This is a genomic window from Marinobacter nauticus ATCC 49840 (genome assembly GCF_000284615.1).
Taxonomy (GTDB): Bacteria; Pseudomonadota; Gammaproteobacteria; order Pseudomonadales; family Oleiphilaceae; genus Marinobacter; species Marinobacter nauticus.
Genome location: NC_017067.1, coordinates 1,737,987 through 1,758,351, shown reverse-complemented (window position 1 = coordinate 1,758,351; position 20,365 = coordinate 1,737,987). Strand labels below are relative to the sequence as shown.

Below are 20,365 nucleotides of genomic sequence, written 5' to 3'. Positions count from 1 at the left end.
TTACCCCGGAAGGAAATCGATGGGGAATCGTACCTTCCGGGTTTCCACATTGGCTGCCCCGAAATTGAACATCTGTACGCGCAAAGCAATGCGCTTCTCCAGCATCGGGTGATCCAGTTCAGAACCCACCACGTCACAGGCTGAGACACTGCCATCCGGCTCAATCACCAGTTCCAGGGTAACCTTACCCTCAAGGGTTGGATCCTGCCTTAACTCCCGCTGGTACAGGGAATAGAGCACGCTCTTCTGGGCATCAAATACCTGCCGGATATTGCTCATGGCACGCTCGCCCACTGACGGCCGGGCGGGTTCCGGCTGGCTTGCCACCTGAGGCGCGGTTTCCCGGGGAGCGGCTACGTCACTGGTTTCATGCTTTGCCAGTTCGACTTCCCGAACTGGCCCTTCGCGGGTTTCAACACCGCCGCTGCCTTGCAGTACCGAATCATTCGGCGTTTCCGGTGCCAGGCCAACCGCCTGACTGTTATTAACATTCGCGACACGCTGCACCTCAGGTGCCGGAGTGTCCACAGACGTCAGAGCACTGAGCCGGTCTTTCATGGCAAACAGGCCGGAACGTGAGGCGGTTTCACGAGCCTGCTCGGTCGTCTGCGGCGCAGGCTTCGGCTCCGTTTTTGCGACAGTCGGCTCAGGACGGGTCTGTGGCGGCTCCTCAACCTGCGTCGGTTCCGGCTCTGGCTCTGGCTTGGGTTGCTCAGGTTCTGGCTCCACAACCGGCTCGGGTGGCTCAACCGGCTTGGGTGGCTGTACCAGCTTCGCCAGCCGAGGCGGCAATTGCTCCGCCTGTTCACGCTCAGGTTCCGGTACCTGCAGGCCCGGAATAATGAGGGCAGGAATCAGAAACAGCGCCAGCATCAGCCCGGTTATCAGGCCGAAGCGGCCTGACTCTGCTCTGTCCCTGGACCAGGGCAGCCGGGAAGGTTGCGACAGCTCCCTGTGATCAACCATTACGAACCTCCGACTCCACCGCCAGTCGTACCTGCCGGAACTGCTCATCGACACAGGTCTGCATGATCTTTCTCAGCAACCGATAATCGGTATCTTTCGCTGCCATAATCGTAACTTCAAGACCGTTTTCCGGTACCTCAGCCCAACGGTTCCTTCGGTACGCCAACTCTTCGGACAAGCCGGCAATGCGAGTATCCGTGGCTTCTATGCCGTCCAGGCGCGCCACTTCCCGGCCCTGGACCAGAATGGACTGGCCGACCACCTGTACCGTCAGATTTTCCACGGCTTCCTGTTGGGCGGTCGAACTGGGCAGAGGAACATCCGCAGTGTTCTGCATGACCTTAACATCCGAGGAATTCACCATCAGGAAGAACACCAGGATGGTAAAGATATCCATCAGTGACACCAGGTTCAGGCCACCCGCCTTGTGCATCCGGCCATAGTGTCGCTGGCGCAGTCGGGCTCGTCTCGACAACTTCACGCGCCATCTCCTTTGCCTTCCATCGGTCGCGCGGCCAGATTGCGATCCTCACCAGCATCCATCAAAGACACATCCGGAAAGAGCTCTGCTTCCACAACGCTCGCTGCCACCACCGCCTGGTAAGAGCGCACCGTATCCATAACCGACACCAGAGTCTGGTAGTCAACGTCTGGTCCGACTTCCAGGATCACGTCCGTCTTGTCGGGCATCCGGGATTTAATCTGCTGCAACAGTTCACTCAGCCGTGAATAGGCCTGGCCCTGCCCGGTAACAGGCAACACATCAATGAGGCCGCGGTCGCTGTCCGCCACCTCAATACCCTCCGGGAGGACCGTCACCACCAGCCGGAACGATTCGGCATCCGGCGCCTGCCCCGCTTCCATACCCGGAAAGTTAAGCTCGATCATCCGGATCTGGCTGAACACCATGCCCAGAAGCAACACCGGCACCAGCACAATCATCAGATTGAGAAAGGCGGTAATGTCGAGGTCTGCCGAGGCCGTCAGTCTGCGATGTCGACGTCTCATGTTCGGCTACTCCTGATCAGATCCTGGATTGCCGGCACCATCAGGCGGCCGCCGCCGGCCGGTTTGCGGACTCAGACACCATGTTAAGGAGCTTGACCCCCGCCATTTCAAAACTGTCGACAATCTCGTTGGTGCGGGTCTGCAGTACCGCATGGAACAGGAGCAGCGGAATGGCCGACATCAGGCCAAAAGCAGTGGTATTCATGGCCACGGAAATACTTTCCGATAACAGCGATGCCTTCTGCGCGGGGTCTGCGGCAGCAACCGCGGTGAATGCCGCAATCAAGCCAATGATGGTGCCAAGCAAGCCCAGCAGCGTCGCAATGTTGGCCAGGGTGGCGAGATACTGCGTGCGCTTTTCCAATCGGGGCAGCACTTCCATCAGCCCCTCTTCCATCGCGTATTCGATGTCTTCACGCCGGCAGTTATTGATCAACCGGGCAATGCCAGCGCCAAGCACTGAGGCAATTGCGCTGTCTGAGCTGGACGCCGCCTTCATGGCGCGCTGGTAATCACGTTTTTGCAGGGCGGGCAGAATGCCGCGCTCAAATGCCACCCGGTTTCGACGGCGAACCGCTCCGAGATACAGGAAACGTTCCAGAGTGATCGCCAGCCCCAGTGCAAGCACAATGGCAATCGGGTACATGAAGGGACCACCCTCCTGGAAAAAGCGGATAACGGTATCAAGCATGGTGTAGTTCTCCATCTACTGCGACGTTACGGTTGCGACTCAACTGGTGCGGCGCCCTGCCCTGCAGAAAGCGTTGGTGTCAGCACAAGGGGGTTCAGGGTTTCGCGGAACTGGCGGTGGTTCTCCAGAACCGGTTGAGGTACCGGATGCAAAAGTTCCGGTGCCTGTTGATTGAGTTCGGTTCTCGGGCGCCGGGGCAGGCTCGGCGTTTGCCAGGGCAATATGTACAGAATTCTCGGATCGTCTTCGCCGGTGCCAGCGGAGAGCCCCCGTACCTGCAGAACGTTCTGTTGGCTCTGCCCCGCCTCACTGTTGCCTTCTGCGGAATAGCCGATGGCCGGCCAAAGCAACAGAACAGACAGGGGGAAACCGCAGCACGTTAACCTGGACAGCATCATTCCAGCCTCCGTTCAAGATCTGTGATCCAGCCGGCAACCTGCGAGCCTTCCTCCCCCACCAGGGACTGATATTGCTGGTAATGTTCCAGCGCCTTGTCGAGGTCCAGCAGGTAGAGCTCCGATATCACCGCCAGGTTGTAATGCAGTTCCGCCACCTTCGGCGTCACCTTCAATCCCGCTTCCAGCATCTCAGCGGCTTCCTGGAAGCGCTCCTGCTCTTTAAGAAGCAGTGCCAGATTGTTGCGGACCCTCACGTTGGCAGGATCCGCCGCAACCGCCTGGTGCCAGGCCTCCAGCGCCATCTTCCGGTCACCGGCTTCGTAGGCCTGCCGGCCCTGCCGCTCCCACTCTTTTGACTGTTCCGGCTGATACACCGGCGCCACTTTTTCAGGTGCCGGCGCTTTGGAAGCGCAGCCAGCCAACCCCGCGAGAACCAGAAGAAGTAAAAACCGGAAAACCTGGGGTATCCCTCTCAACCTCATCATGAGCCTCCCTGATTGGTGTCCGTCGTCCAACTCATCCAGCGAAGCTGTCGGTCGTAGCGCCCGGGGTGCATGGTGGCCAGGGCCTCCAGGCTGCGCTGAATCCACTCATCGAAACCCTCCGTGGGGATACGTTCGTGGTTGCGGGCGTGCAGCGCCATGGCCTCTTCCTCAAGCGGAAACGCTTCCTCTTCCAGGAGCATCTGATACTGCATGGCTTCCATTTCGTTCAGTTCCGCAGGTACTTCAGAGGACATGAGGTCAGACGCCAGTGTTCGATAGAGTTCAGCACGGCGATATAAAACCTCCGAACGTACTCCATCGCCGGCAAAGGACTCTGCCTCCTGGAGATACTCCTGAGCCTGCTGCATGGCCGCCTGCTTTCGTGCAAGTGACTGCTCCAGCGGGTGAACCAGTGCAATGCCGGCAAAACGCTCTGCCGTCTGGGCACCAAAGAACAGTGCAGCATCGGCAGCCCATTTCAGGGTATCCTCGGAATGCCAATGGCTGGCTCGTTCCCGAGCCAGCAGTTGTTCACGTACGGCAATCACCGAGTCTCCCGATTCGATCAGCCGTTGGCGCATGGTCTGCTGTTGAACATGCTCCTCGGCAGAATCGGGCGTGGGTGCAACCGCCAGCCAGTTTTTGTAAAGCTGGTTTCTGGAAGCGCTGTCACCCTCTGCGTGGAAAATGGCCGCAGCACGCAGCCTGGTGGGCCACGGGTCCGCAAGCGTTTCTGAGCGACTCAGCAGCTCTTCAGCGGCTTTTAATCCCTGGCCAGATTCCTGATAGGCAAGAACCAGCTTCTCACTGGTTTCAGGCGTAAGCTCATGACTCGGATAATCCATCCGGAAGCGTTGGAGTTCATTGATGGCAGCCAGCCAGTCGGATGCCCGAAGCAGGGTATTCGCGGCATCATAGCGAGCCTTGATCGCAATTTCAGAGCCCGGCATTACGCCCTCAACCCTCTGGAAATGCGCCACGGCCAAAGTTGCGTCGCCGGCACGAGCAGCCTTTTCACCCTGCTGATAGATAGCGGACGCGAGTTGTTCCAGAAGACTGCGCCTTTGGCTTTCTGCATCCGGGCTGGCTTCGTCAGCCAATGGCAAAGCTTGGCGCCACGCACGTTCAGCGAGCCCAAACTCGTTGTTTTTCTGTCGAATACGCGCGGTCACCAACCACGCGGCGTAACGCTCGGTAACCCCCGCCCGCTCCCAGGTCAGTGTAGAGCTGGCGTATTGCAGGGCACGCTCGAATTCGCCCAGGTCGTACCAACGGTTGGCAAGGTCGGCACGGAGCCCCGACAGACGTTCATCCGGGCCAAACGCCTCTGCATATTGCTGCTCTTCGTTGCTCAGGACGAGCAGCGTCGCAGTTCTGCTCTCTCCTGATGCCCGCTCAAGATCCTCACGAACAATTCGGATAGCGGCCCAGGCCGAATCCCGGGAATCCCCGTGGCGATGGTCGTAGGCTGCGGCCCGGAAATTCCTGACGGCTTCAGCCCGATCGCCAGCCAGTAACCGGGCATCGCCTGCGAGATGGAGCAGTTCCCCGGCTTGATCCGAGCGAGGTGCAAGCCGCTCGTAATAATGGGCGGCTTTGGCCCAGGCTTCACTGGCGGCAGCCGTTTGGTTCCGGCTACTGAGGTCTGTACCGGTGGCGTAGTAGTGATCAGCGAGGAAGCGGGTGTATTGCGCCCAAAGCCCCTTCTGCTCAGGAGTCATCGTCTGGAATCGGGCCTCTGCCCCCAAACGCTGGACGTAATCATCCCGCGCCGCCAGAGCTTTTGAGGTTTTACCGGCCAGTTGCCAGTAGGACACACTCTGGGCCAGGAAATCCGGGCTCGCTGTGTGGCCCGGAAACTCGGACACAAAAGCGTTGTTGACTGACACCGCCCGTTCATAACGACGTTCCACCGCATGCAGATCCGCAAGCCGGTCGTATAACAGATGCTGCCATGCTGATGACTCACGACCATCCAGCCAGCCAGCAAGGGTCCGGGCATCACTCTGGCGGGACGCCATCAAAGCCAGCACCCGGAAGGTGTCCTCCAGCATATCCATGGACTGCGCCGGCGGGTTGGCCAGCGTGGATTGGTCTGGCAATTGCTGATCCAGTACCGCCATGAACGTATCTGCCGCGCGGGTCCAGGCGGGCTCACCCTGTTTAAACTGACTCCAGCCGAGCATGTAGCGGGCTTTAGCGGCGAGCTCCTGATGGCTGTCATGCTCCAGCAACTGCCGGTAACCGGCCTCAGCCTCTGCGTAACGGCCGGCGGAGAAGGCCGCTTCCGCTATGCGAAAACGGGCCTCAGGTACCAGTTCCGAGTTCGGGTAAAGCCCAACAAGCTGTTTCAGTCTTGCGATGGACTGCTCCGGTTGCCCGGTCAGCGCGTGGGCCTTGGCCATCTGGTACAGCAACTCGTCGAGACGCCCGGAAAAGGACCCTTTGGCCAGAATGCTTTCGTAGCTCTCGAGCACTTCCTCATAGATGGCCGCTTCCCGCTCTTCGGAGAACCCGACGTCCTCTCCCGACCTATCACGGATGTTGTTGAGCCGGTTCAGGGCGTCTATCCGCACTTCAGGCTCATCCGAGGACTCAAACAGCTTCTGATAACGGCGAGCCACTTCAAGAGGCGAAATCGCCGGCAGCGGCCGGCTCTCAAATTTCAGAAACACCGGGCGCATATCCCCCAGGGTTTCACCATCCCGCCCCAACTCCACGCGGAACGATTCCTGCGCAGAAACCGGCGCTTGGGCCAACGCCATAATCATGACAAGGGATGCCGCAAAGGACTTGGGAGCAAAAGGCAGATTCACTGTGCACCCTCCCCGAGATTTTCCAGAGCCAGATACTCGTAGAGATGGGCGATTTGCTGCTCGGTTTTGTCCAGCGCGTGAGTCATGTGCTGGGTCTGCTTTTTAACAAACGCCAGTGCCAGTGCATCCAGTTTTCGCGCAGCCTGCTCCCGGAGACTGAGGGCCTTGTAACGTAAATCCTTGGTGGCGTCTCTCATTGCACGAGCTTCGTCCAGAACCTTTTCCAGGCGCTCAGGTCTTTGGAGGATCTGCTCATTCAACGCGCCCATGCGGCGGCCGGCTCCTGCCAGGGACTGTTTTAGCTGACGCAACTCTGCGACCTGGGCAGGCGTAGCCGCCTGCTCCACCAACCCATTCAATCTGGATTCCAGATCACTCTGCTGTTGCTCAAGTACCAGGGTTTGTGACGCCGCCCCCCCTGAACCGGCCGAGGCCATATAGCCTTCAAGGGCCTGGATGAAAACCTCCAGGTTATACTTGCTCGCATCCAGTGTTGCTTCCATCTCATCAAGGCGCGCCACCCTCCGCACCGCCACCTGGGCCCCGGGTTCTTCCATGAAGCGCAGAAGATACGCCATTCGTGGCTGGGTTAACGTTCGGTTATCGGCCAAAAACCATTGAATGTCGTCACTACGGGCATCCTGAACCAGAGCTTTGTAGGCTCCTTCAGCCGTGATCCTTTCGGACAACTTGCCAAGGGTAACCCGTTCTCCCTCATAGGCCGCGTTGGCTGCCAACCAGGATTCTCCCGCCTGGCCCGGGTACCCGGAAAGATCGTAACCACGGCCCATACCAATCCACGCATCTGAAACACCGGGAAACGCCAGCGGAAATTTCTTGGCACGGTGCCAGCTCTGCATGGCGGCACGGTGGTTACCTTTGCGCGACAGCGCCAGTCCATGAAGGTAGAGAGCCTGAGGTGTGTGATAGCTTTCCAGAGAGACCTTCTCCAGGAAATCAATCGCTTTATCGTAATCTTCGCTACCCAATGCAAGATAGCCGGCCCGGAGATTGAGCTGATCTAGCAGTGCCCGGCTCCGGCTGGTGTCGGTATCCTTGGCAGCCATGGCCATGGCAACCCGGAGCGAAACCAGGGCCCGTGACGAATCGAGATCATCGCGGGCGAAATCCGCCGCCAGGTTCATATAGCCCACGGCCGCCCAGTAGCCATCTTCCATACGCGCAAGGTATTGACCGGCCGCGTCGGTCTTCCCTTGTATTCTGGCCAGCTCCGCCAGACCAAGAAGCGCTTTTTGAGCCACTTCGCCATAGCCGGTTCGGCGCGCCTGTTGGTACCAGTTTTCCGCACCGGTGAGATCGCCATCTTCCTGTGCCATTTCAGCCAGAGCCAATGCCGCTTCGCCACGGTGAGACGCACCGTTAAATACACCCTCAAACCCAGCCCTGGCCTCGTCATGCTGCCCCGAGGCCAGCATAAGCCGGGCCTGAAGGTAATCGGCCGATTCGCCTTCAAGCTTCATTGCCAACCCGACAACCGAGGAAGCCTCACCGGTATCCAGCGCAAAGCGAACCACACCAGATGCCAACGAGTTATCCATGGCATTTGCTACCGGCGTTGCCACACCTGCCAGCATCGCTGCCATGACACCAATACTGTTTCGGAGGAACAGAGACATGCGCCCATTCATGGCCGGTTATTTCCACTCAACAAATGAGACTTCCGGTTCATAGTCCGGTGCCTTGGCGTTCAGCGTCATCTGCAGGCGCAAAGTGCCGGGCTGTTTCCGGAAATCGTGGACAATCTCCCGGCGCACGAAACGATTGTTGGCCGCCCGGGCGTTGATCACTGCCTTGAGAGTATGTCTTCCGTCCGCGAGGTTGCCGATAAACAGTTGATGTACACCGCCCTGGCCCAGTGAGCTCCGTTCCTTTTCTGTGTACAGATGAGCGGTAACCGGCTGCTCATTGACGAACAGTTCTACCGAATCCAGCTCAAGGGCTTGCCTGTTCGCCAACGACAGAAAGACCGCCACCCGGGTATTCACCGGGTGCAGCAGTTTCTGCTCGAGGGCATGCACACTTGCGGTATGCCGGGTAATGTCAGCGTTCAGACGCTCGATCTGCTCATCGAGCGACGATGCGTGGGAGGTTGCCGCCATCGCGGCAATGATCATTCCGGATATACAAAACCCCCTGATCCCTGGGGCAATCCGGCACTTTTGTGGTTTTTGTCTGCCGAACATCACTTTCCTGCCTTGCCGGGCCGCGCTGGTGCGCGGCTCAGGTAACATTTCGAAATAAAGAGTAACACCCGCTAACAACCAAGAACGGTATCCATTTCACCAAATGAGCATTTGGCCGGGTATTGGCAACGAAAAGCGTCGACTAATTTGACAGAAACAAAGAAAAGGGAGGCGGATCACAGAGGACTGGACAGCCCTATGACGAGGCAACTTATTGATATTAAAAGCAGACACAGGGGCATGGCCCCGGAATTGCTCTACCAGAGATGGCGGGAGCGCCTTTCGGGCAACCCCCGCTTGAATATGCCGAGCTTTGCCGATGCCCTCAACCGCATCGGCTTTTTTTTATTTACTCAACTGCCTCATGGCCGATTCGAGCCCCTCAATGGTCAAAGGGTACATATGATTATTGACCAATTGCTGGGTAATGCCCAGTGAACCACCCGATCCCCAGTAGCTTTCTGGTAACGGGTTGAGCCACACCACCTTTCGGAAATGCTCGGTCACACGCTGGAACCAGGTGGCGCCTGCTTCCTCATTCCAGTGTTCGATCGAGCCACCGGGATGCGTGATCTCATAAGGCGCCATGGTGGCATCCCCGACAAAAATCACCTTATAGTCCGGCGTATATTTATGCAGGATGTCCCAGGTGCTGAGCGTCTCGTTCATGCGCCGGATGTTATTCTTCCACACGCTTTCATAAATGAAATTGTGGAAGTAGAAATACTCCATGTGCTTGAACTCAAGACGTGCCGCGGAGAACAGCTCTTCACACACGCGAACGTGAGGATCCATTGAACCGCCCACATCAAAAAAGATCAGAACCTTCACGGCGTTGTGCCGCTCCGGAACCATTTTCAGGTCCAGGTATCCTGCATTGCGGGCCGTTGAGCGGATGGTGTCATCCATGTCGAGCTGGTCTGCCGCGCCCTGTCGGGCAAATTTACGCAGCCGGCGCAAGGCGACCTTGATGTTGCGGATGCCGAGGGTGATGCTGTCGTCCAGATCACGGAACTCACGCTTTTCCCAGACTTTAACCGCCCGGCCGTGGCGACCCTTGTTCTGGCCGATGCGGAAACCTTCCGGGTTGTAACCGTTGGCACCAAACGGTGAGGTTCCGCCGGTACCAATCCATTTGTTACCGCCGGCGTGACGCTCCTTCTGCTCTTCCATGCGCTTTTTGAAGGTTTCGATCAACTCTTCCAGCCCGCCGAGAGACTCGATCTTGGCTTTCTCTTCATCGGTCAGGTGTTTCTCGAATTCGGCGCGCAGCCAATCGTCCGGAATCAGCGCCTCGAGCAGATCATCGAGATTCTCGATGCCTTCAAAATAGGCCTGGAAGGCGCGATCAAACTTGTCAAAGTGCCGCTCATCCTTAACCAGGCACACCCTGGCCAGGTAATAGAACTCCTCCATGTCTGCGAATGCCAGGCGCTGCTGAATGGCCTCCAGCAGGTCCAGGAATTCCCGCAGACTGGCCGGCACCTTGGCCCGCCGTACTTCGAGGAAAAAATCAATCAACATAAAGCAAGGCTCTTGTCGGTGATCAGTTTCGGCGACGCGCCATGAAAGCCAGCTTCTGCAGCAAATGAACGTCCTGCTCATTCTTCACCAGGGCACCATAGAGCGGTGGCAGAGCCGAGCTGGAGTCTTTCTCCTGCAGGGCTTTGGCAGAGAGCTCATCCGCCATCAGCAACTTGAGCCAGTCGATCAGCTCGGATGTCGACGGTTTCTTCTTGAGCCCCGGCACCTTGCGAACGTCAAAAAACACTTCCAGCGCATCCCGCACCACCTGCTGCTGAATTCCCGGGAAGTGCACATCCACGATGTTCTTCATGGTGTCGTGATCCGGGAAGCTGATGTAGTGGAAGAAGCAGCGGCGCAGGAAGGCATCTGGCAGCTCTTTCTCGTTGTTACTGGTGATGACCACAATCGGGCGTTTCTTCGCTTTCACAAACTCCTGGGTTTCGTAAACGAAAAACTCCATTCGATCCAGTTCCAGCAACAGGTCGTTCGGGAACTCGATATCCGCCTTGTCAATTTCGTCGATCAGCAGCACCACCTGCTCGTCCGCCTCAAAGGCTTCCCAGAGCTTGCCCTTCACAATGTAGTTGCGAATGTCTTTGACCTTCTCGTCCCCGAGTTGGGAATCCCGAAGGCGGGACACCGCATCATATTCGTACAGGCCTTGCTGGGCCTTGGTGGTCGACTTGATGTGCCAGGGAATCAGAGTCATTCCCAGCGCCGCGGCCATTTCCTCCGCCAGCAGGGTTTTACCGGTGCCGGGTTCACCCTTGATCAACAACGGACGCTGCAGCGCGATCGCTGCATTGACTGCCATTTGCAGGTCATCGGTGGCTACGTATTTATCGGTGCCGGTAAACTTCATGTGTCTGATTCCTGTTGGTTACTTTTTCGGATTCTCTTTCTTGTCCGCCGGTTTGGATTTTTCGTCCTCCGGAGACTCTTCATCATAATCGGGCAAATCGTCGAATTCGGAGAGGTCGAAGTCTTCCAGACCAAACTCGTCCTCATCAATGTCGAACTCCGACTCGCTGATCTCATCAGCTTCAGAAGGATCTGGCTCCGCCTCGGCGCCAACCGTATCGTCTGCCAAGGGGATGTCATCCTCTTCCGGTTCCAGTTCAGCCGATGGCAGCTCTTCCGTTACTTCGGGTACGGCCTCATCCGGAATCTCGTCCGGTTCGCTGTCAGCTTGCGAGAGTTCCGGAATGTCTTCAGGTTCCGGCTCTTCGGCAGACGCCAGCTCTGGCTCTTTTTCCGGGACAGGTTCAGGTTCAGCCTCCGCTTCCACCGACTCTGACGCTGCCGGAGGCTCCGGCTCAACCACTGGTGGCTCCTCAGATTCTTCAGCCAGGTCTTCCAGGGTTTCACGCTCAGCCGCTGCCGCCTGCTCCTGTTCTGCCCTCGCTTTTTTCTGGCGCCATGCAAACAAACCAAGGCCCACGATAGCAACCAGCAAAGCTGCGCCAGCACCCCAGGCCCAAACCGGGATACCCAGAAGGGTACCCTTCTCCGGCTCCGTGTCAGCGATCGGCTGTTCGACCGGCGCTTCGGGCTCCGGCTCAACGACCGGTGCTGGCTCTGGCTCTGGTTCCGGCTCAGATTCCTGAACCGGGGCTTCGACCGGAGGCTCAGCTTCCACTGGCGGCTCCGGTTCTGAAGAGTTGGCTCCGCCATCAAAATCCGGCAGCGGCTCCGCCTGTTCAGACAGGTCTGGCACCATGGGTTCGGTCACCACCTCCAGAGGTGGCTCTTCCCCTGGCACGGTAAACATCGTCATGGCACTGAATTTGCGGGAGAAAGTTCCGCCATCCGCCACCACATCAACCTGATAGCGGCCAGGTGCAGGCAATCTGGGTACGGTGTCCCGATATACGCCGTCTTCCGGCGGGGTATCGGGAGACAAAACCTTGGTACCTTGCCGACCATCACTCGCGGTTATCGACAGGCTAACGTCCATGACCGAGAGAAAATCGGACCCGGTAATCTTTTCGGCTTCCTCAAAAAAAGCCACTTCAATGGCCAGAGGCTGCTCTTCGGTAAACTCAGCGGGAATCGGATTCACGGCCATGCGCAGATCACTGACCACCGTCACGCGGCTCCCCTGGCCAAGATCGCCAATGATACGCCAGCGGCCCGAGACCGGTTCAGTAACGGTGATCAGATCATAGCCCGGCTCAGATGCCCAACGGACATTATCCGGAGCGCTCTCCCAGGTGAACGGCTCACCACCAGGCTGTGCAAGTGCCAACGGCTCTTCCCCAGAAGCATCCTGTCCTGAGAAGATCAGTGCCGTAAACTCGCTGATGCCATCATCAACGGCAAAGCCATCGCCCTCAATGGGAACCTGTTCCTGCGGCACTGCGGTATTCAGCGCATTGGCAAACGCCAGATTCAACGCCTCGGCAGATTGCGCCAGCTGGAAACTGCCACCGGTTTCCCGGGCCAGGTTACGAAGAAACCGGATGTCCGCTTTCTCAGACAGACCAACCGTATGAATCGTGGCGCCCTTGTCTTTCAGCGCTGGCAACAAGGAATCGACTATGCGTTTTTCCTCAGCCTGACTTGCGTCGTCACCGCCTGGCACGTCGACCTTGCCATCGCTGAGGACAATAAGATGGGTGTTCTCGAGGGTACCGCCAGACAACCAGTCGTTGGCGGCTTTCTCCATCGCCAAACCGAGGTTCGTATGCAGAGCTACCGAATTGATCTGCTCGGAACGCTCAATAGCAGTGTCGCGCCAGGACTGGTCAACCACACCGTAGGGCACCAGCATGTTAACGTACTGCCCGAAAGTCCAGAGACCGGCACTGGCACCTTCCGGCAATGTCCGGGCCAGCAGACGAACCGCTGGGCGGCGGAGATTCTGTGGATCGGTTTCCTTCATGGAGCCGGAAATATCCACCACAATACGCACATCTGCATTGCCGGGCAGAGACAGTGCCGGGTCCTGCGCACATACTTGCCAAGAAATCAGCAGCAAAGCTGCAGCCACCCAAATGCGTTTGAACCCCTTCATTGAACTGCGCCCTTATCTTTTGTAGTTCTCAGAAATCGTCTATTTGCGAACCAGTCGGTACCGAACCAGATCAAGTATCCATACCAGTAGCATAACAATCGCGGCGATGCTGAAATTGAACAGCGCGCGACCGGCGGCATCAGTGTCGCCAAGAATCAGCTCATAGCCCGCAAACAGCCAGGCCGGTATCCACCAGCCGGCCACGTCTGGCGATTCCACGGGGGTCAGCACCAGCACCACAAGCGCAGACAAAAGCAGTGTCCGCAGACCGTAAAAGGGCAATACCCGGAACAGTGATTTCATCATGTAGAAAAACACAACGAAAGCGACTGCATAGGCCGCCCAGAAAACTCCATAAGCGAGTGAAGCGTCTGTATCCATCATTACAGAATCCAGTGAATAATGTGTTCTTCCCAATCCTCTTCCGGCACAGAATCTTCCGACACCACGTTTCCCCGCACCGAAACACGGGCTTGATGAACGGTATCAGGATCTCCGCTGCGAAGCGGGTGCCAGTCCGGCAGAGGCCTTCCCTCGGCGAGGGTCCGGTACGCACAGGTGTATGGTAACCAGTGGTAGCTGAGAACCGTATCGGCGGTCAGTACCGTACACCCCGGTACCTTTTTCAATCGTTGCTCATAGACCGTACAGCCACAGGTATCCAGGTCCATGTAACGGCATACAAGGTCGGTGTAATACACCTCCCCCGTATCCTCATCCTCCAGCTTTTGTAAGCAGCACTTACCGCAGCCATCACACAGGGACTCCCATTCCGGCTGCGTCATATCCGCCAGTCGTTTGCGCTGCCAGAAAGGAATCTGCGCAATCATTTCCTGTGCTGCTCAATCTTGCGCTTGAAGTCGACGATGTAGGTGTCCTGCTCTTCCGGCATCTGCAGAAAAAAGTCCTTTTCCTCAATTGCCGCCAACACTTCCTTTCCGGTTGTGCGCGCGAGTTTCTTGTCTGGCGTCAGCAGCAGATCCATCGAGTGGATGGGCGAGCCAAAGATACCTCTCAGCGCCTCCGGTAAATCGTCCCACTTTTGCCCTCGGCGGACAAAGAGATAGGTGTCGCCTTTCTTGCTGCTGCGAAACACCGATACAAATTCGCGTTCAGTCATTGGTTGAGCAGTTCCTCAATATCTTGCTTTACCGGCGCGATAATATCCTCGCGCCATCCCTCAAAAAACGTCTGGCCCGCCAGGGTGCCATCCTGGATCAGTTTCTCAATACGTTTACGTGGCGCCAATATTTCCATTGGAATATCAAAGCGTTCGGCTGCATTACTAAAGTAACGCTTAACCTTCTTGTAAAGCGCTTGCTGATCCCGACTCAGCGGTCTGGGGATGAGCTCAAGCCCGGAATTATCGGTAGCACGGGCGGCCTGCACAAGTTCAACCAACTGCTCGCCATAACGTTTAACGAACCCCCCGGGTACGCCCTGAACATCCCTGATCACCGCAGCAGATGACGGCAAACGCTCAGCAATGGCAATCAGCAAGCCATCGTTCAGGACCCTGTTGCGTGGCCGGTCCTGGCGTCGACACTCCTGCTCGCGCCAGGCGACCAGTGCCCGGAGAACCGCTTGCTGTTCCCGGTTCAGGGTCCAGCCGCCCCGGAGTTTCAGGTAATGCTGCTCCGGGTCTTCCTGGGTAGCGGCCTCGTTGGCAAATCGCCGGGACTCATCCGCCAGGGCATGTTCCAGGTTACGCTGCCTGAGGTTAGCCAACACCCATCCGTAAAGTGGCTCAAGAAAACGGATGTCGTCCAGAGCGTAGCGTTCCTGGGCCGGCGTCAGTGGCCGTGACACCCAGTCCGAACGGGTGGCGGATTTATCGAGCGCCTCTCCGAACAGGGTCTCAACCAGGCGGGCATAACCAACGGAAAATCCGGCACCGGCCAGTGCGGCACCGATCTGCAAATCCAGCACACCCGCTGGCTCCACATTCAGCCAATGGCGAAATAACTCCAGATCCTCGCTCATGGCATACAGCAGTTTTGGCCGGCTTTCATCGGCCAGCATGGCCCGGAACGACCCAGCGGCCTCGGCTACCTCCGGATCCACCAGCCAGAACTGTCCGTCAGCGCCTAACTGCACGAGGCCTGGAATCGGGTAGAAGGTGGAAACCCGTTCAAACTCGGTATCAAGTGCAACCGGAATGCCGGGGTCAAGACAGCCGAGCCACTGATCCAGTTGCTCGGGTGCCTCCAGCCAGCGAACGGTATCCGGGGCCGCTGGAATGGTTACGGCCGGGTCGGTATGGGTCATAGACAGAACCTGAGGACTTATTCAGACAGGGGTTTGCGACCCCGGAATGCATGGGTGAGTGTAAAGCCGTCAACATAGCCCAGCTCACCGCCAACGGGAATGCCATGGGCCAGGCGTGTGATCAGGATATTCTGGCCATCAAGGCGGTCAGCAATGTAGTGGGCGGTAGCTTCACCTTCCACCGTGGGGTTGGTGGCCAGGATCAATTCGGTTACGCCTTCACGGCGCACTCTATCAAGCAGACGCTCGATCCCGATCTCCTCCGGGCCCACGCCATCGATGGGAGACAGGTGCCCCATCAACACGAAGTAACTGCCTTTGTAATCGCCGGCCTGCTCAATGGCAAGCAGGTCTGAAGGGCTTTCAACAACACACAGGGTGCCATTGCGGCGCTCGGGTTTTTCGCAGATCTGGCAGATTTCGGTATCCGAAAAATTCTGGCAGCTGTCGCAACGGCGCACGCCGTCCATCGCATGATTCAACGCCGCTGCCAGCCGGGTTCCGCCAGAGCGGCCCCGCTCCAGCAGATGAAAGGCCATGCGCTGGGCCGTTTTCTGGCCAACACCCGGCAGGCATCTCAGGGATTCCACCAATTCATCAACCAGGGGGCTGAATGCCATGACTACTCCTCAAAAAATCGATGGCAGGCCGGCTCAGAACGGCATCTTGAAACCGGGCGGCATCCCCATGCCAGACATCATGCCGGACATTTTGTCTTTCTGGTTTGCTTCTACCCGGCGAACCGCATCGTTCACGGCGGCAGCCAGCAGGTCTTCCAGAATTTCCTTGTCTTCAGACAGCAGAGACGGATCGATATCCACCTTGCGGACATCGTGCCGGCCGTTCATGGTGACTTTCACCAACCCTGCGCCGGATTCACCGGTGACTTCAGCTTTGGCGATCTCTTCCTGAGCCTTCTGCATCTGCTCCTGCATCTGCTGGGCCTTTTTCATCAGGTCGCCCATATTATTCATCATCTGCTTATCTCCTGGCTGTTTCTGCGGGGCGGATACTTTCTTCGACGACCCGCCCTTCAAATCGTTCCACAATACTCTTGACCAGAGGATCCTGCCGGATGGACTCTTCCGCGGCTTTCTGGCGCGCCGCTCGCTGGCGCTCCTCAAAAGCGGCGGGCGTATGCAACCCCGGCACACCCTGCTCTATCTTCAACTGTGTGGCGTCGCCGAAGCGTGATCTCAAGGCCGCCAGTATTTTTTCTTCGTGGCGAGCATTGAGCAGCCGCGCATGCCCCTCATCCAGAGTCAGCACAACCGCCTGCCCTTCCATTCTCATGGACGAATAGCTGGCCAGGTTTCCAGGCATGCCGGTAATACCCAGCGAGCGGAAATCACGTTCCCAGACAAACCCGTCGGCGGTGACCGGTTGCTCGGGCTCGGCAGGTGCCGGCTCAGGTTCGTTCACCATGGTCTGGTCAGCATTTTGCTCTGACTGCACCGGATCAGGGGCCAAAACTGGTTCCGGCGCTGACTCTGGCGCGGATGTCGCGCTTGCGTCAGGCTCAATACTGGAATCCGATTGCGGGACCGGCTCTTGCCACTCGGGTGATTCAGCCTGAACGCCGTAGTCCTCTGGCTCCCAGGGTGGCGGGTCATCCACCATGGGTGGCTGTGGTTCAAGTTCAGCTACCGGCTCCGGACTGGGAGCCGGCTGAGGCGCGGGCTCGGGTTGCGGTGCCGCGGCGACAGCCTGGGTGGGTGCGGTTTGCGAAACCGGGCCAGGCTCAGGTTCTGAATCCGCCGGGCCATTGTTGCTGTTGCCAGAGGCCAGCGCCGGCGGTTCCCGGCGATCGGTACCCGGTCGAAACGCCAGCATGCGCAGCAAGGTCATTTCAAAGCCCATACGGGCATCCGGTGTCACCGACAGATCTTTCCGGCCAATCAACGCGGTCTGGTAAAACAACTGGGCATCTTCGGCACTCAGACGACGGGCCAGTTCCTGCACCTGGGCAGCATCGCCCATGGCGTTGTCGGCACTGCCCGGCACCACCTGCTCCATGGTGACGCGATGAAACAGAGACAGCATATCGGACAGGATGACTCCATAATCCGGGGCAAAATCCGAGATCCGGTTAATTTCAGACAGCAGACCGGGGCCATCACGCTCAACCAATGCGTTAACAATGCGCTGGATATCGCGCTGATCGATGGTGCCCAGCATATTGCTGACATCACTGGCCGCCAGGTTCTCGTTGCCGAATGCAATCGCCTGGTCGGTCAGGCTGAGGGCATCCCTCATACTGCCATCGGCCGCCCTCGCCAACAGCCACAGAGCCGGGTCTTCAAACGGGATCTGTTCTTCGGTCAGAACGTGCTTCAGGTGGCCAACAATGTGCTCCGGCGTCATCCGCTTGAGATTGAACTGCAGACACCGGGAAAGCACCGTCACCGGCAGCTTCTGGGGATCGGTGGTGGCCAACAGGAACTTGACGTGTTCAGGAGGCTCTTCCAGGGTTTTCAGAAAGGCGTTGAAGGACTGGTTGGTGAGCATGTGCACCTCATCGATGAGGTACACCTTGTAGCGGCCGCGCGTGGGAGCGTACTGCACGTTGTCGGTCAGTTCCCGCATGTCATCTACACCGGTGCGGGAGGCAGCATCGATTTCGATCAGATCAACAAAACGGTTCTCCAGGATCTCCTTGCAGCTGTCGCATTCACCGCAGGGATTCGGCGTTATGCCGGTCTCACAGTTCAGACAGCGGGCCAGCAGGCGGCCAATGGTGGTTTTGCCCACGCCCCGGGTGCCGGTAAACAGATAGGCATGGTGCAGGCGCTGGTGTTCCAGGGCGTGAATAAGCGCCTGTAACACATGTTCCTGCCCCACCATGTCTTCAAAGGTACGGGGGCGCCATTTCCGGGCTAAAACCTGATAGCTCATGATCCATCAACTGCTCTGAAAAATGGGAACAACTCTAGCATGGACAGGCAATGAGAAGAAGCATGCGCTTGCGCAACAAACGGGAGAGGAAACAGGCAAAACAAGAGGCAGGATATGGGGGTGACCCCACCAGCGATCCCCCGGCACACACATCCACCGCTTCGGCTGCTCCCTTCCGGGCCTGACCGGGTTCACGGTTTCATGTTGCGGAGGCACCAATGGGGCCACCATAACGGCGTTTCGGGGCATTTCCCTCGAAAGCGGCGCGCATATTAACAGAAGGGTATAAGGACTACAACGGCAAAGGGACTTCGTCCTGCCGGAACCAACAGGCAATGCTGTACCGGGTGCGATTGGCGGGTAATACCTCGTGGGGCACATCCTCACTCAGAAACAGTGCCGCACGCCCTGCTTCCGGCCGCACCAGACCAACCATCTGATCTTCGTTGTCGGGGCTGAACACCCGCAACTCTCCCCCGTCTTGCAGCTGCCATCCTTCATTCAGATACAGCACCAGGCTGACCACACGGGATGCCCTGCCCCGGAAACTGTCCAGGTGGCGCTTGTAGAAATCGCCAGGCTGGTAGGTGGCATAATGCGCTTCATAGCGCTTCAGCCCAAGAAACAGGCGCTGGTTCAGACCAACCCGCAGGGCATCAAAGAACCGGAACAGCTCCGACTGGGCTGCGGTATAGCCATTAAGCCAGGCGATTTTATCCCGGCGGACGCTACGATCACGGGTCAGATCGGCACCGCGCCCAATCCCTGCTCGCCCCATGGCTTCGGTACGGTCCAGTATCTCTACCTCGTTACGAAGCGCAGCGATCAGGCCAACGGGCAAATGACCGAGCAGATCTAGCTCAATCCAGGCTTTCTCGCTCAGGCTATCGGCGAGTTCATCCAACCATCCATCGGAGACCAACAAAGAATCACAGCGGCCAGCTGCCCCGATAATGTCTCCAGCCACCTTGTCCAACTGGCCCGCGGACTGCTCGAGAAGCGGCTCCGGCATCGGCAAGACCGACGCTACCGGATTTTCTGATTCCATGTTCAGACCCTCACAATTTTGACGTATTGTATTCAGAAACTCGCCGCGCGCACGGTTTTAAATTACTCTGAAGCTACGGAGTTTTACCTAAAGGAAGCCGTTTCTGAATATGTCGGACAGCAGTAGCAAGCCGCCAGCAACCGGAGGCCCGGGCAACTGGTCATTTACCCGCTGGAGTACCATCGGGCAACTGGAGGCACTTGAAGTTCATCACCCATTGTTCCAGGCCACGTTGTTTCTACAGGGGGCACACCTCACCCATTTCGCGCCAAAGGATGAACGCAACTGGCTCTGGCTCAGTGAACTCGCCCGTTTTCAACCTGGCCGAGCAATTCGCGGTGGCATTCCCGTGTGCTGGCCCTGGTTTGGAGACCCACTCCGGAACCCGCCGGAAATCCGCAAGCGCATAGCGTCATCCTCAGCCCATGGCTTTGCCCGCACCGCTTTATGGCGGCTGGAAGATGTTCGGGAAAGCGCCCACGAGGTAGAAGTCAGCCTGTCCCTCAGCGCCAACGACGATTTCCAGGAACACTGGGACGGCCACGCCCTGGCCCTGATCACCTTCAGTTTTTCCATTCGGGGTTGCCAGATCGCCCTGACAACCACCAATCTTTCGAAAGCGCCGCTGGCGTTCAGCCAGGCCCTTCACACTTACCTGCCCACTGACGACATTCAGCGAACCCGCGTGCTGGGCCTGGGAAACAGCCAGTACATCGACACGCTGAAAGACTGGGACTACGTCTCACAGGAAGGGCCAGTGTATTTCGAAGGTGAAGTGGACCGGATATACGAAACCGGCGAAGCACTGACCGTAGTAACACCTTCCGGCAAGCGAAAGCTTACGTCTGTGGGTAGCGATTCAACCGTGGTCTGGAACCCGGGCCCGGGAAAAGCGCAGCGTCTTTCTGATTTTCCAGACTCTGCCTGGCAGAAAATGCTGTGCGTCGAAACAGCCAATGCAGCATCGGATTATCGGGTATTAAATGAAGGCCAGAGCCACACACTGGGCGTATTCATCGGCCGCGCCTGAGCGGCAACTTCTT

The 20,365-nt window shown here is 57.8% G+C and carries 21 protein-coding genes and 1 other RNA gene; 1 reads left to right on the top strand and 21 read right to left on the bottom strand.

Translation table 11 applies throughout. The features are described 5' to 3' along the window. The 21 genes from MARHY_RS08110 to MARHY_RS08015 all read right to left on the bottom strand — a co-directional run bounded on the left by MARHY_RS08110 (position 1) and on the right by MARHY_RS08015 (position 19,322). Complete coding sequence (locus tag MARHY_RS08110; RefSeq protein WP_014421342.1) at positions 1 to 966, bottom strand: AgmX/PglI C-terminal domain-containing protein; 966 nt, start codon at positions 964 to 966, stop codon at positions 1 to 3. Next, a complete protein-coding gene (locus MARHY_RS08105; RefSeq protein ID WP_011785081.1) occupies positions 959 to 1,447 on the bottom strand; it encodes an ExbD/TolR family protein in 489 nt (162 codons plus the stop codon). The genes MARHY_RS08110 and MARHY_RS08105 overlap by 8 nt, the downstream gene beginning before the upstream one ends. Beyond that, positions 1,444 to 1,974: an ExbD/TolR family protein gene (locus MARHY_RS08100; RefSeq protein ID WP_014421340.1), complete on the bottom strand. Its 531-nt coding sequence runs from the start codon at positions 1,972 to 1,974 to the stop codon at positions 1,444 to 1,446. Before MARHY_RS08100 ends, MARHY_RS08105 begins: the two co-directional genes overlap by 4 nt. Positions 1,975 to 2,014: 40 nt before the next feature. Further along, positions 2,015 to 2,665, bottom strand: a complete 651-nt coding sequence (locus MARHY_RS08095) for a MotA/TolQ/ExbB proton channel family protein (RefSeq protein WP_014421339.1) — start codon at positions 2,663 to 2,665, stop codon at positions 2,015 to 2,017. Between the two features lie 26 nt (positions 2,666 to 2,691). Further along, entirely contained in the window at positions 2,692 to 3,063 is a 372-nt protein-coding gene (locus MARHY_RS08090; protein ID WP_223268768.1) for a hypothetical protein, read from the bottom strand. Beyond that, complete coding sequence (locus MARHY_RS08085) at positions 3,060 to 3,548, bottom strand: tetratricopeptide repeat protein (RefSeq protein WP_014421337.1); 489 nt, start codon at positions 3,546 to 3,548, stop codon at positions 3,060 to 3,062. Before MARHY_RS08085 ends, MARHY_RS08090 begins: the two co-directional genes overlap by 4 nt. Next, positions 3,545 to 6,364, bottom strand: a complete 2,820-nt coding sequence (gene bamD / locus MARHY_RS08080; protein WP_014421336.1) for an outer membrane protein assembly factor BamD — start codon at positions 6,362 to 6,364, stop codon at positions 3,545 to 3,547. Before bamD ends, MARHY_RS08085 begins: the two co-directional genes overlap by 4 nt. After that, entirely contained in the window at positions 6,361 to 8,001 is a 1,641-nt protein-coding gene (locus tag MARHY_RS08075) for a tetratricopeptide repeat protein (protein WP_223268767.1), read from the bottom strand. The genes bamD and MARHY_RS08075 overlap by 4 nt, the downstream gene beginning before the upstream one ends. 18 nt (positions 8,002 to 8,019) lie before the next feature. Continuing rightward, on the bottom strand, positions 8,020 to 8,499 hold the full coding sequence (locus tag MARHY_RS08070) for a hypothetical protein (RefSeq protein WP_014421334.1): 480 nt from the start codon (positions 8,497 to 8,499) through the stop codon (positions 8,020 to 8,022). Positions 8,500 to 8,913: 414 nt separating this feature from the next. Next, the gene (locus tag MARHY_RS08065; RefSeq protein WP_011785089.1) at positions 8,914 to 10,092 is read right to left on the bottom strand and encodes a vWA domain-containing protein; all 1,179 of its coding nucleotides are present in this window, start codon (positions 10,090 to 10,092) and stop codon (positions 8,914 to 8,916) included. A 22-nt stretch (positions 10,093 to 10,114) separates the two neighbouring features. Beyond that, entirely contained in the window at positions 10,115 to 10,957 is an 843-nt protein-coding gene (locus tag MARHY_RS08060; RefSeq protein WP_011785090.1) for an AAA family ATPase, read from the bottom strand. 18 nt (positions 10,958 to 10,975) lie between these two features. After that, entirely contained in the window at positions 10,976 to 13,075 is a 2,100-nt protein-coding gene (locus tag MARHY_RS08055; protein WP_226374429.1) for a vWA domain-containing protein, read from the bottom strand. Between the two features lie 75 nt (positions 13,076 to 13,150). Beyond that, complete coding sequence (locus MARHY_RS08050) at positions 13,151 to 13,495, bottom strand: hypothetical protein (protein WP_011785092.1); 345 nt, start codon at positions 13,493 to 13,495, stop codon at positions 13,151 to 13,153. Next, a complete protein-coding gene (locus tag MARHY_RS08045) occupies positions 13,495 to 13,941 on the bottom strand; it encodes a YcgN family cysteine cluster protein (RefSeq protein WP_014421332.1) in 447 nt (148 codons plus the stop codon). The genes MARHY_RS08050 and MARHY_RS08045 overlap by 1 nt, the downstream gene beginning before the upstream one ends. Next, entirely contained in the window at positions 13,938 to 14,231 is a 294-nt protein-coding gene (locus MARHY_RS08040) for a YcgL domain-containing protein (protein ID WP_011785094.1), read from the bottom strand. Before MARHY_RS08040 ends, MARHY_RS08045 begins: the two co-directional genes overlap by 4 nt. Beyond that, positions 14,228 to 15,379, bottom strand: coding sequence for a ribonuclease D (locus MARHY_RS08035; RefSeq protein ID WP_014421331.1), 1,152 nt, complete (start codon positions 15,377 to 15,379; stop codon positions 14,228 to 14,230). The genes MARHY_RS08040 and MARHY_RS08035 overlap by 4 nt, the downstream gene beginning before the upstream one ends. Before the next feature lie 17 nt (positions 15,380 to 15,396). Next, a complete protein-coding gene (gene recR, locus MARHY_RS08030; RefSeq protein WP_011785096.1) occupies positions 15,397 to 15,999 on the bottom strand; it encodes a recombination mediator RecR in 603 nt (200 codons plus the stop codon). A 33-nt stretch (positions 16,000 to 16,032) separates the two neighbouring features. Continuing rightward, positions 16,033 to 16,356 (bottom strand): YbaB/EbfC family nucleoid-associated protein, encoded by a 324-nt coding sequence (locus tag MARHY_RS08025; protein WP_011785097.1) that lies wholly within the window; start codon positions 16,354 to 16,356, stop codon positions 16,033 to 16,035. A gap of 4 nt (positions 16,357 to 16,360) precedes the next feature. After that, the gene (gene dnaX / locus MARHY_RS08020) at positions 16,361 to 18,274 is read right to left on the bottom strand and encodes a DNA polymerase III subunit gamma/tau (RefSeq protein WP_014421329.1); all 1,914 of its coding nucleotides are present in this window, start codon (positions 18,272 to 18,274) and stop codon (positions 16,361 to 16,363) included. Between the two features lie 124 nt (positions 18,275 to 18,398). Continuing rightward, positions 18,399 to 18,495, bottom strand: an RNA gene (gene ffs, locus MARHY_RS18505) — signal recognition particle sRNA small type. Between the two features lie 71 nt (positions 18,496 to 18,566). Continuing rightward, positions 18,567 to 19,322, bottom strand: a complete 756-nt coding sequence (locus MARHY_RS08015) for a 2OG-Fe(II) oxygenase (RefSeq protein WP_041654683.1) — start codon at positions 19,320 to 19,322, stop codon at positions 18,567 to 18,569. Between the two features lie 109 nt (positions 19,323 to 19,431). Between MARHY_RS08015 and MARHY_RS08010 the strand changes: the two genes are divergently transcribed. Further along, a complete protein-coding gene (locus MARHY_RS08010; protein WP_014421327.1) occupies positions 19,432 to 20,352 on the top strand; it encodes a D-hexose-6-phosphate mutarotase in 921 nt (306 codons plus the stop codon). The last annotated feature ends 13 nt before the right edge of the window (positions 20,353 to 20,365 follow it).

What these genes read in the sequence shown, in the direction of transcription:
- MARHY_RS08110 (WP_014421342.1), bottom strand. Translation starts at nt 966, where the DNA reads ATGGTTGATCACAGGGAGCTGTCGCAACCTTCCCGGCTGCCCTGGTCC.
- recR (WP_011785096.1), bottom strand. Translation starts at nt 15,999, where the DNA reads ATGGCATTCAGCCCCCTGGTTGATGAATTGGTGGAATCCCTGAGATGC.
- MARHY_RS08095 (WP_014421339.1), bottom strand. Translation starts at nt 2,665, where the DNA reads ATGCTTGATACCGTTATCCGCTTTTTCCAGGAGGGTGGTCCCTTCATG.
- MARHY_RS08075 (WP_223268767.1), bottom strand. Translation starts at nt 8,001, where the DNA reads ATGTCTCTGTTCCTCCGAAACAGTATTGGTGTCATGGCAGCGATGCTG.
- MARHY_RS08035 (WP_014421331.1), bottom strand. Translation starts at nt 15,379, where the DNA reads ATGACCCATACCGACCCGGCCGTAACCATTCCAGCGGCCCCGGATACC.
- MARHY_RS08090 (WP_223268768.1), bottom strand. Translation starts at nt 3,063, where the DNA reads ATGATGCTGTCCAGGTTAACGTGCTGCGGTTTCCCCCTGTCTGTTCTG.
- MARHY_RS08085 (WP_014421337.1), bottom strand. Translation starts at nt 3,548, where the DNA reads ATGATGAGGTTGAGAGGGATACCCCAGGTTTTCCGGTTTTTACTTCTT.
- MARHY_RS08070 (WP_014421334.1), bottom strand. Translation starts at nt 8,499, where the DNA reads ATGATCATTGCCGCGATGGCGGCAACCTCCCACGCATCGTCGCTCGAT.
- MARHY_RS08010 (WP_014421327.1), top strand. Translation starts at nt 19,432, where the DNA reads ATGTCGGACAGCAGTAGCAAGCCGCCAGCAACCGGAGGCCCGGGCAAC.
- MARHY_RS08100 (WP_014421340.1), bottom strand. Translation starts at nt 1,974, where the DNA reads ATGAGACGTCGACATCGCAGACTGACGGCCTCGGCAGACCTCGACATT.
- dnaX (WP_014421329.1), bottom strand. Translation starts at nt 18,274, where the DNA reads ATGAGCTATCAGGTTTTAGCCCGGAAATGGCGCCCCCGTACCTTTGAA.
- MARHY_RS08065 (WP_011785089.1), bottom strand. Translation starts at nt 10,092, where the DNA reads ATGTTGATTGATTTTTTCCTCGAAGTACGGCGGGCCAAGGTGCCGGCC.
- MARHY_RS08045 (WP_014421332.1), bottom strand. Translation starts at nt 13,941, where the DNA reads ATGATTGCGCAGATTCCTTTCTGGCAGCGCAAACGACTGGCGGATATG.
- MARHY_RS08040 (WP_011785094.1), bottom strand. Translation starts at nt 14,231, where the DNA reads ATGACTGAACGCGAATTTGTATCGGTGTTTCGCAGCAGCAAGAAAGGC.
- MARHY_RS08015 (WP_041654683.1), bottom strand. Translation starts at nt 19,322, where the DNA reads ATGGAATCAGAAAATCCGGTAGCGTCGGTCTTGCCGATGCCGGAGCCG.
- MARHY_RS08025 (WP_011785097.1), bottom strand. Translation starts at nt 16,356, where the DNA reads ATGATGAATAATATGGGCGACCTGATGAAAAAGGCCCAGCAGATGCAG.
- MARHY_RS08060 (WP_011785090.1), bottom strand. Translation starts at nt 10,957, where the DNA reads ATGAAGTTTACCGGCACCGATAAATACGTAGCCACCGATGACCTGCAA.
- MARHY_RS08050 (WP_011785092.1), bottom strand. Translation starts at nt 13,495, where the DNA reads ATGATGGATACAGACGCTTCACTCGCTTATGGAGTTTTCTGGGCGGCC.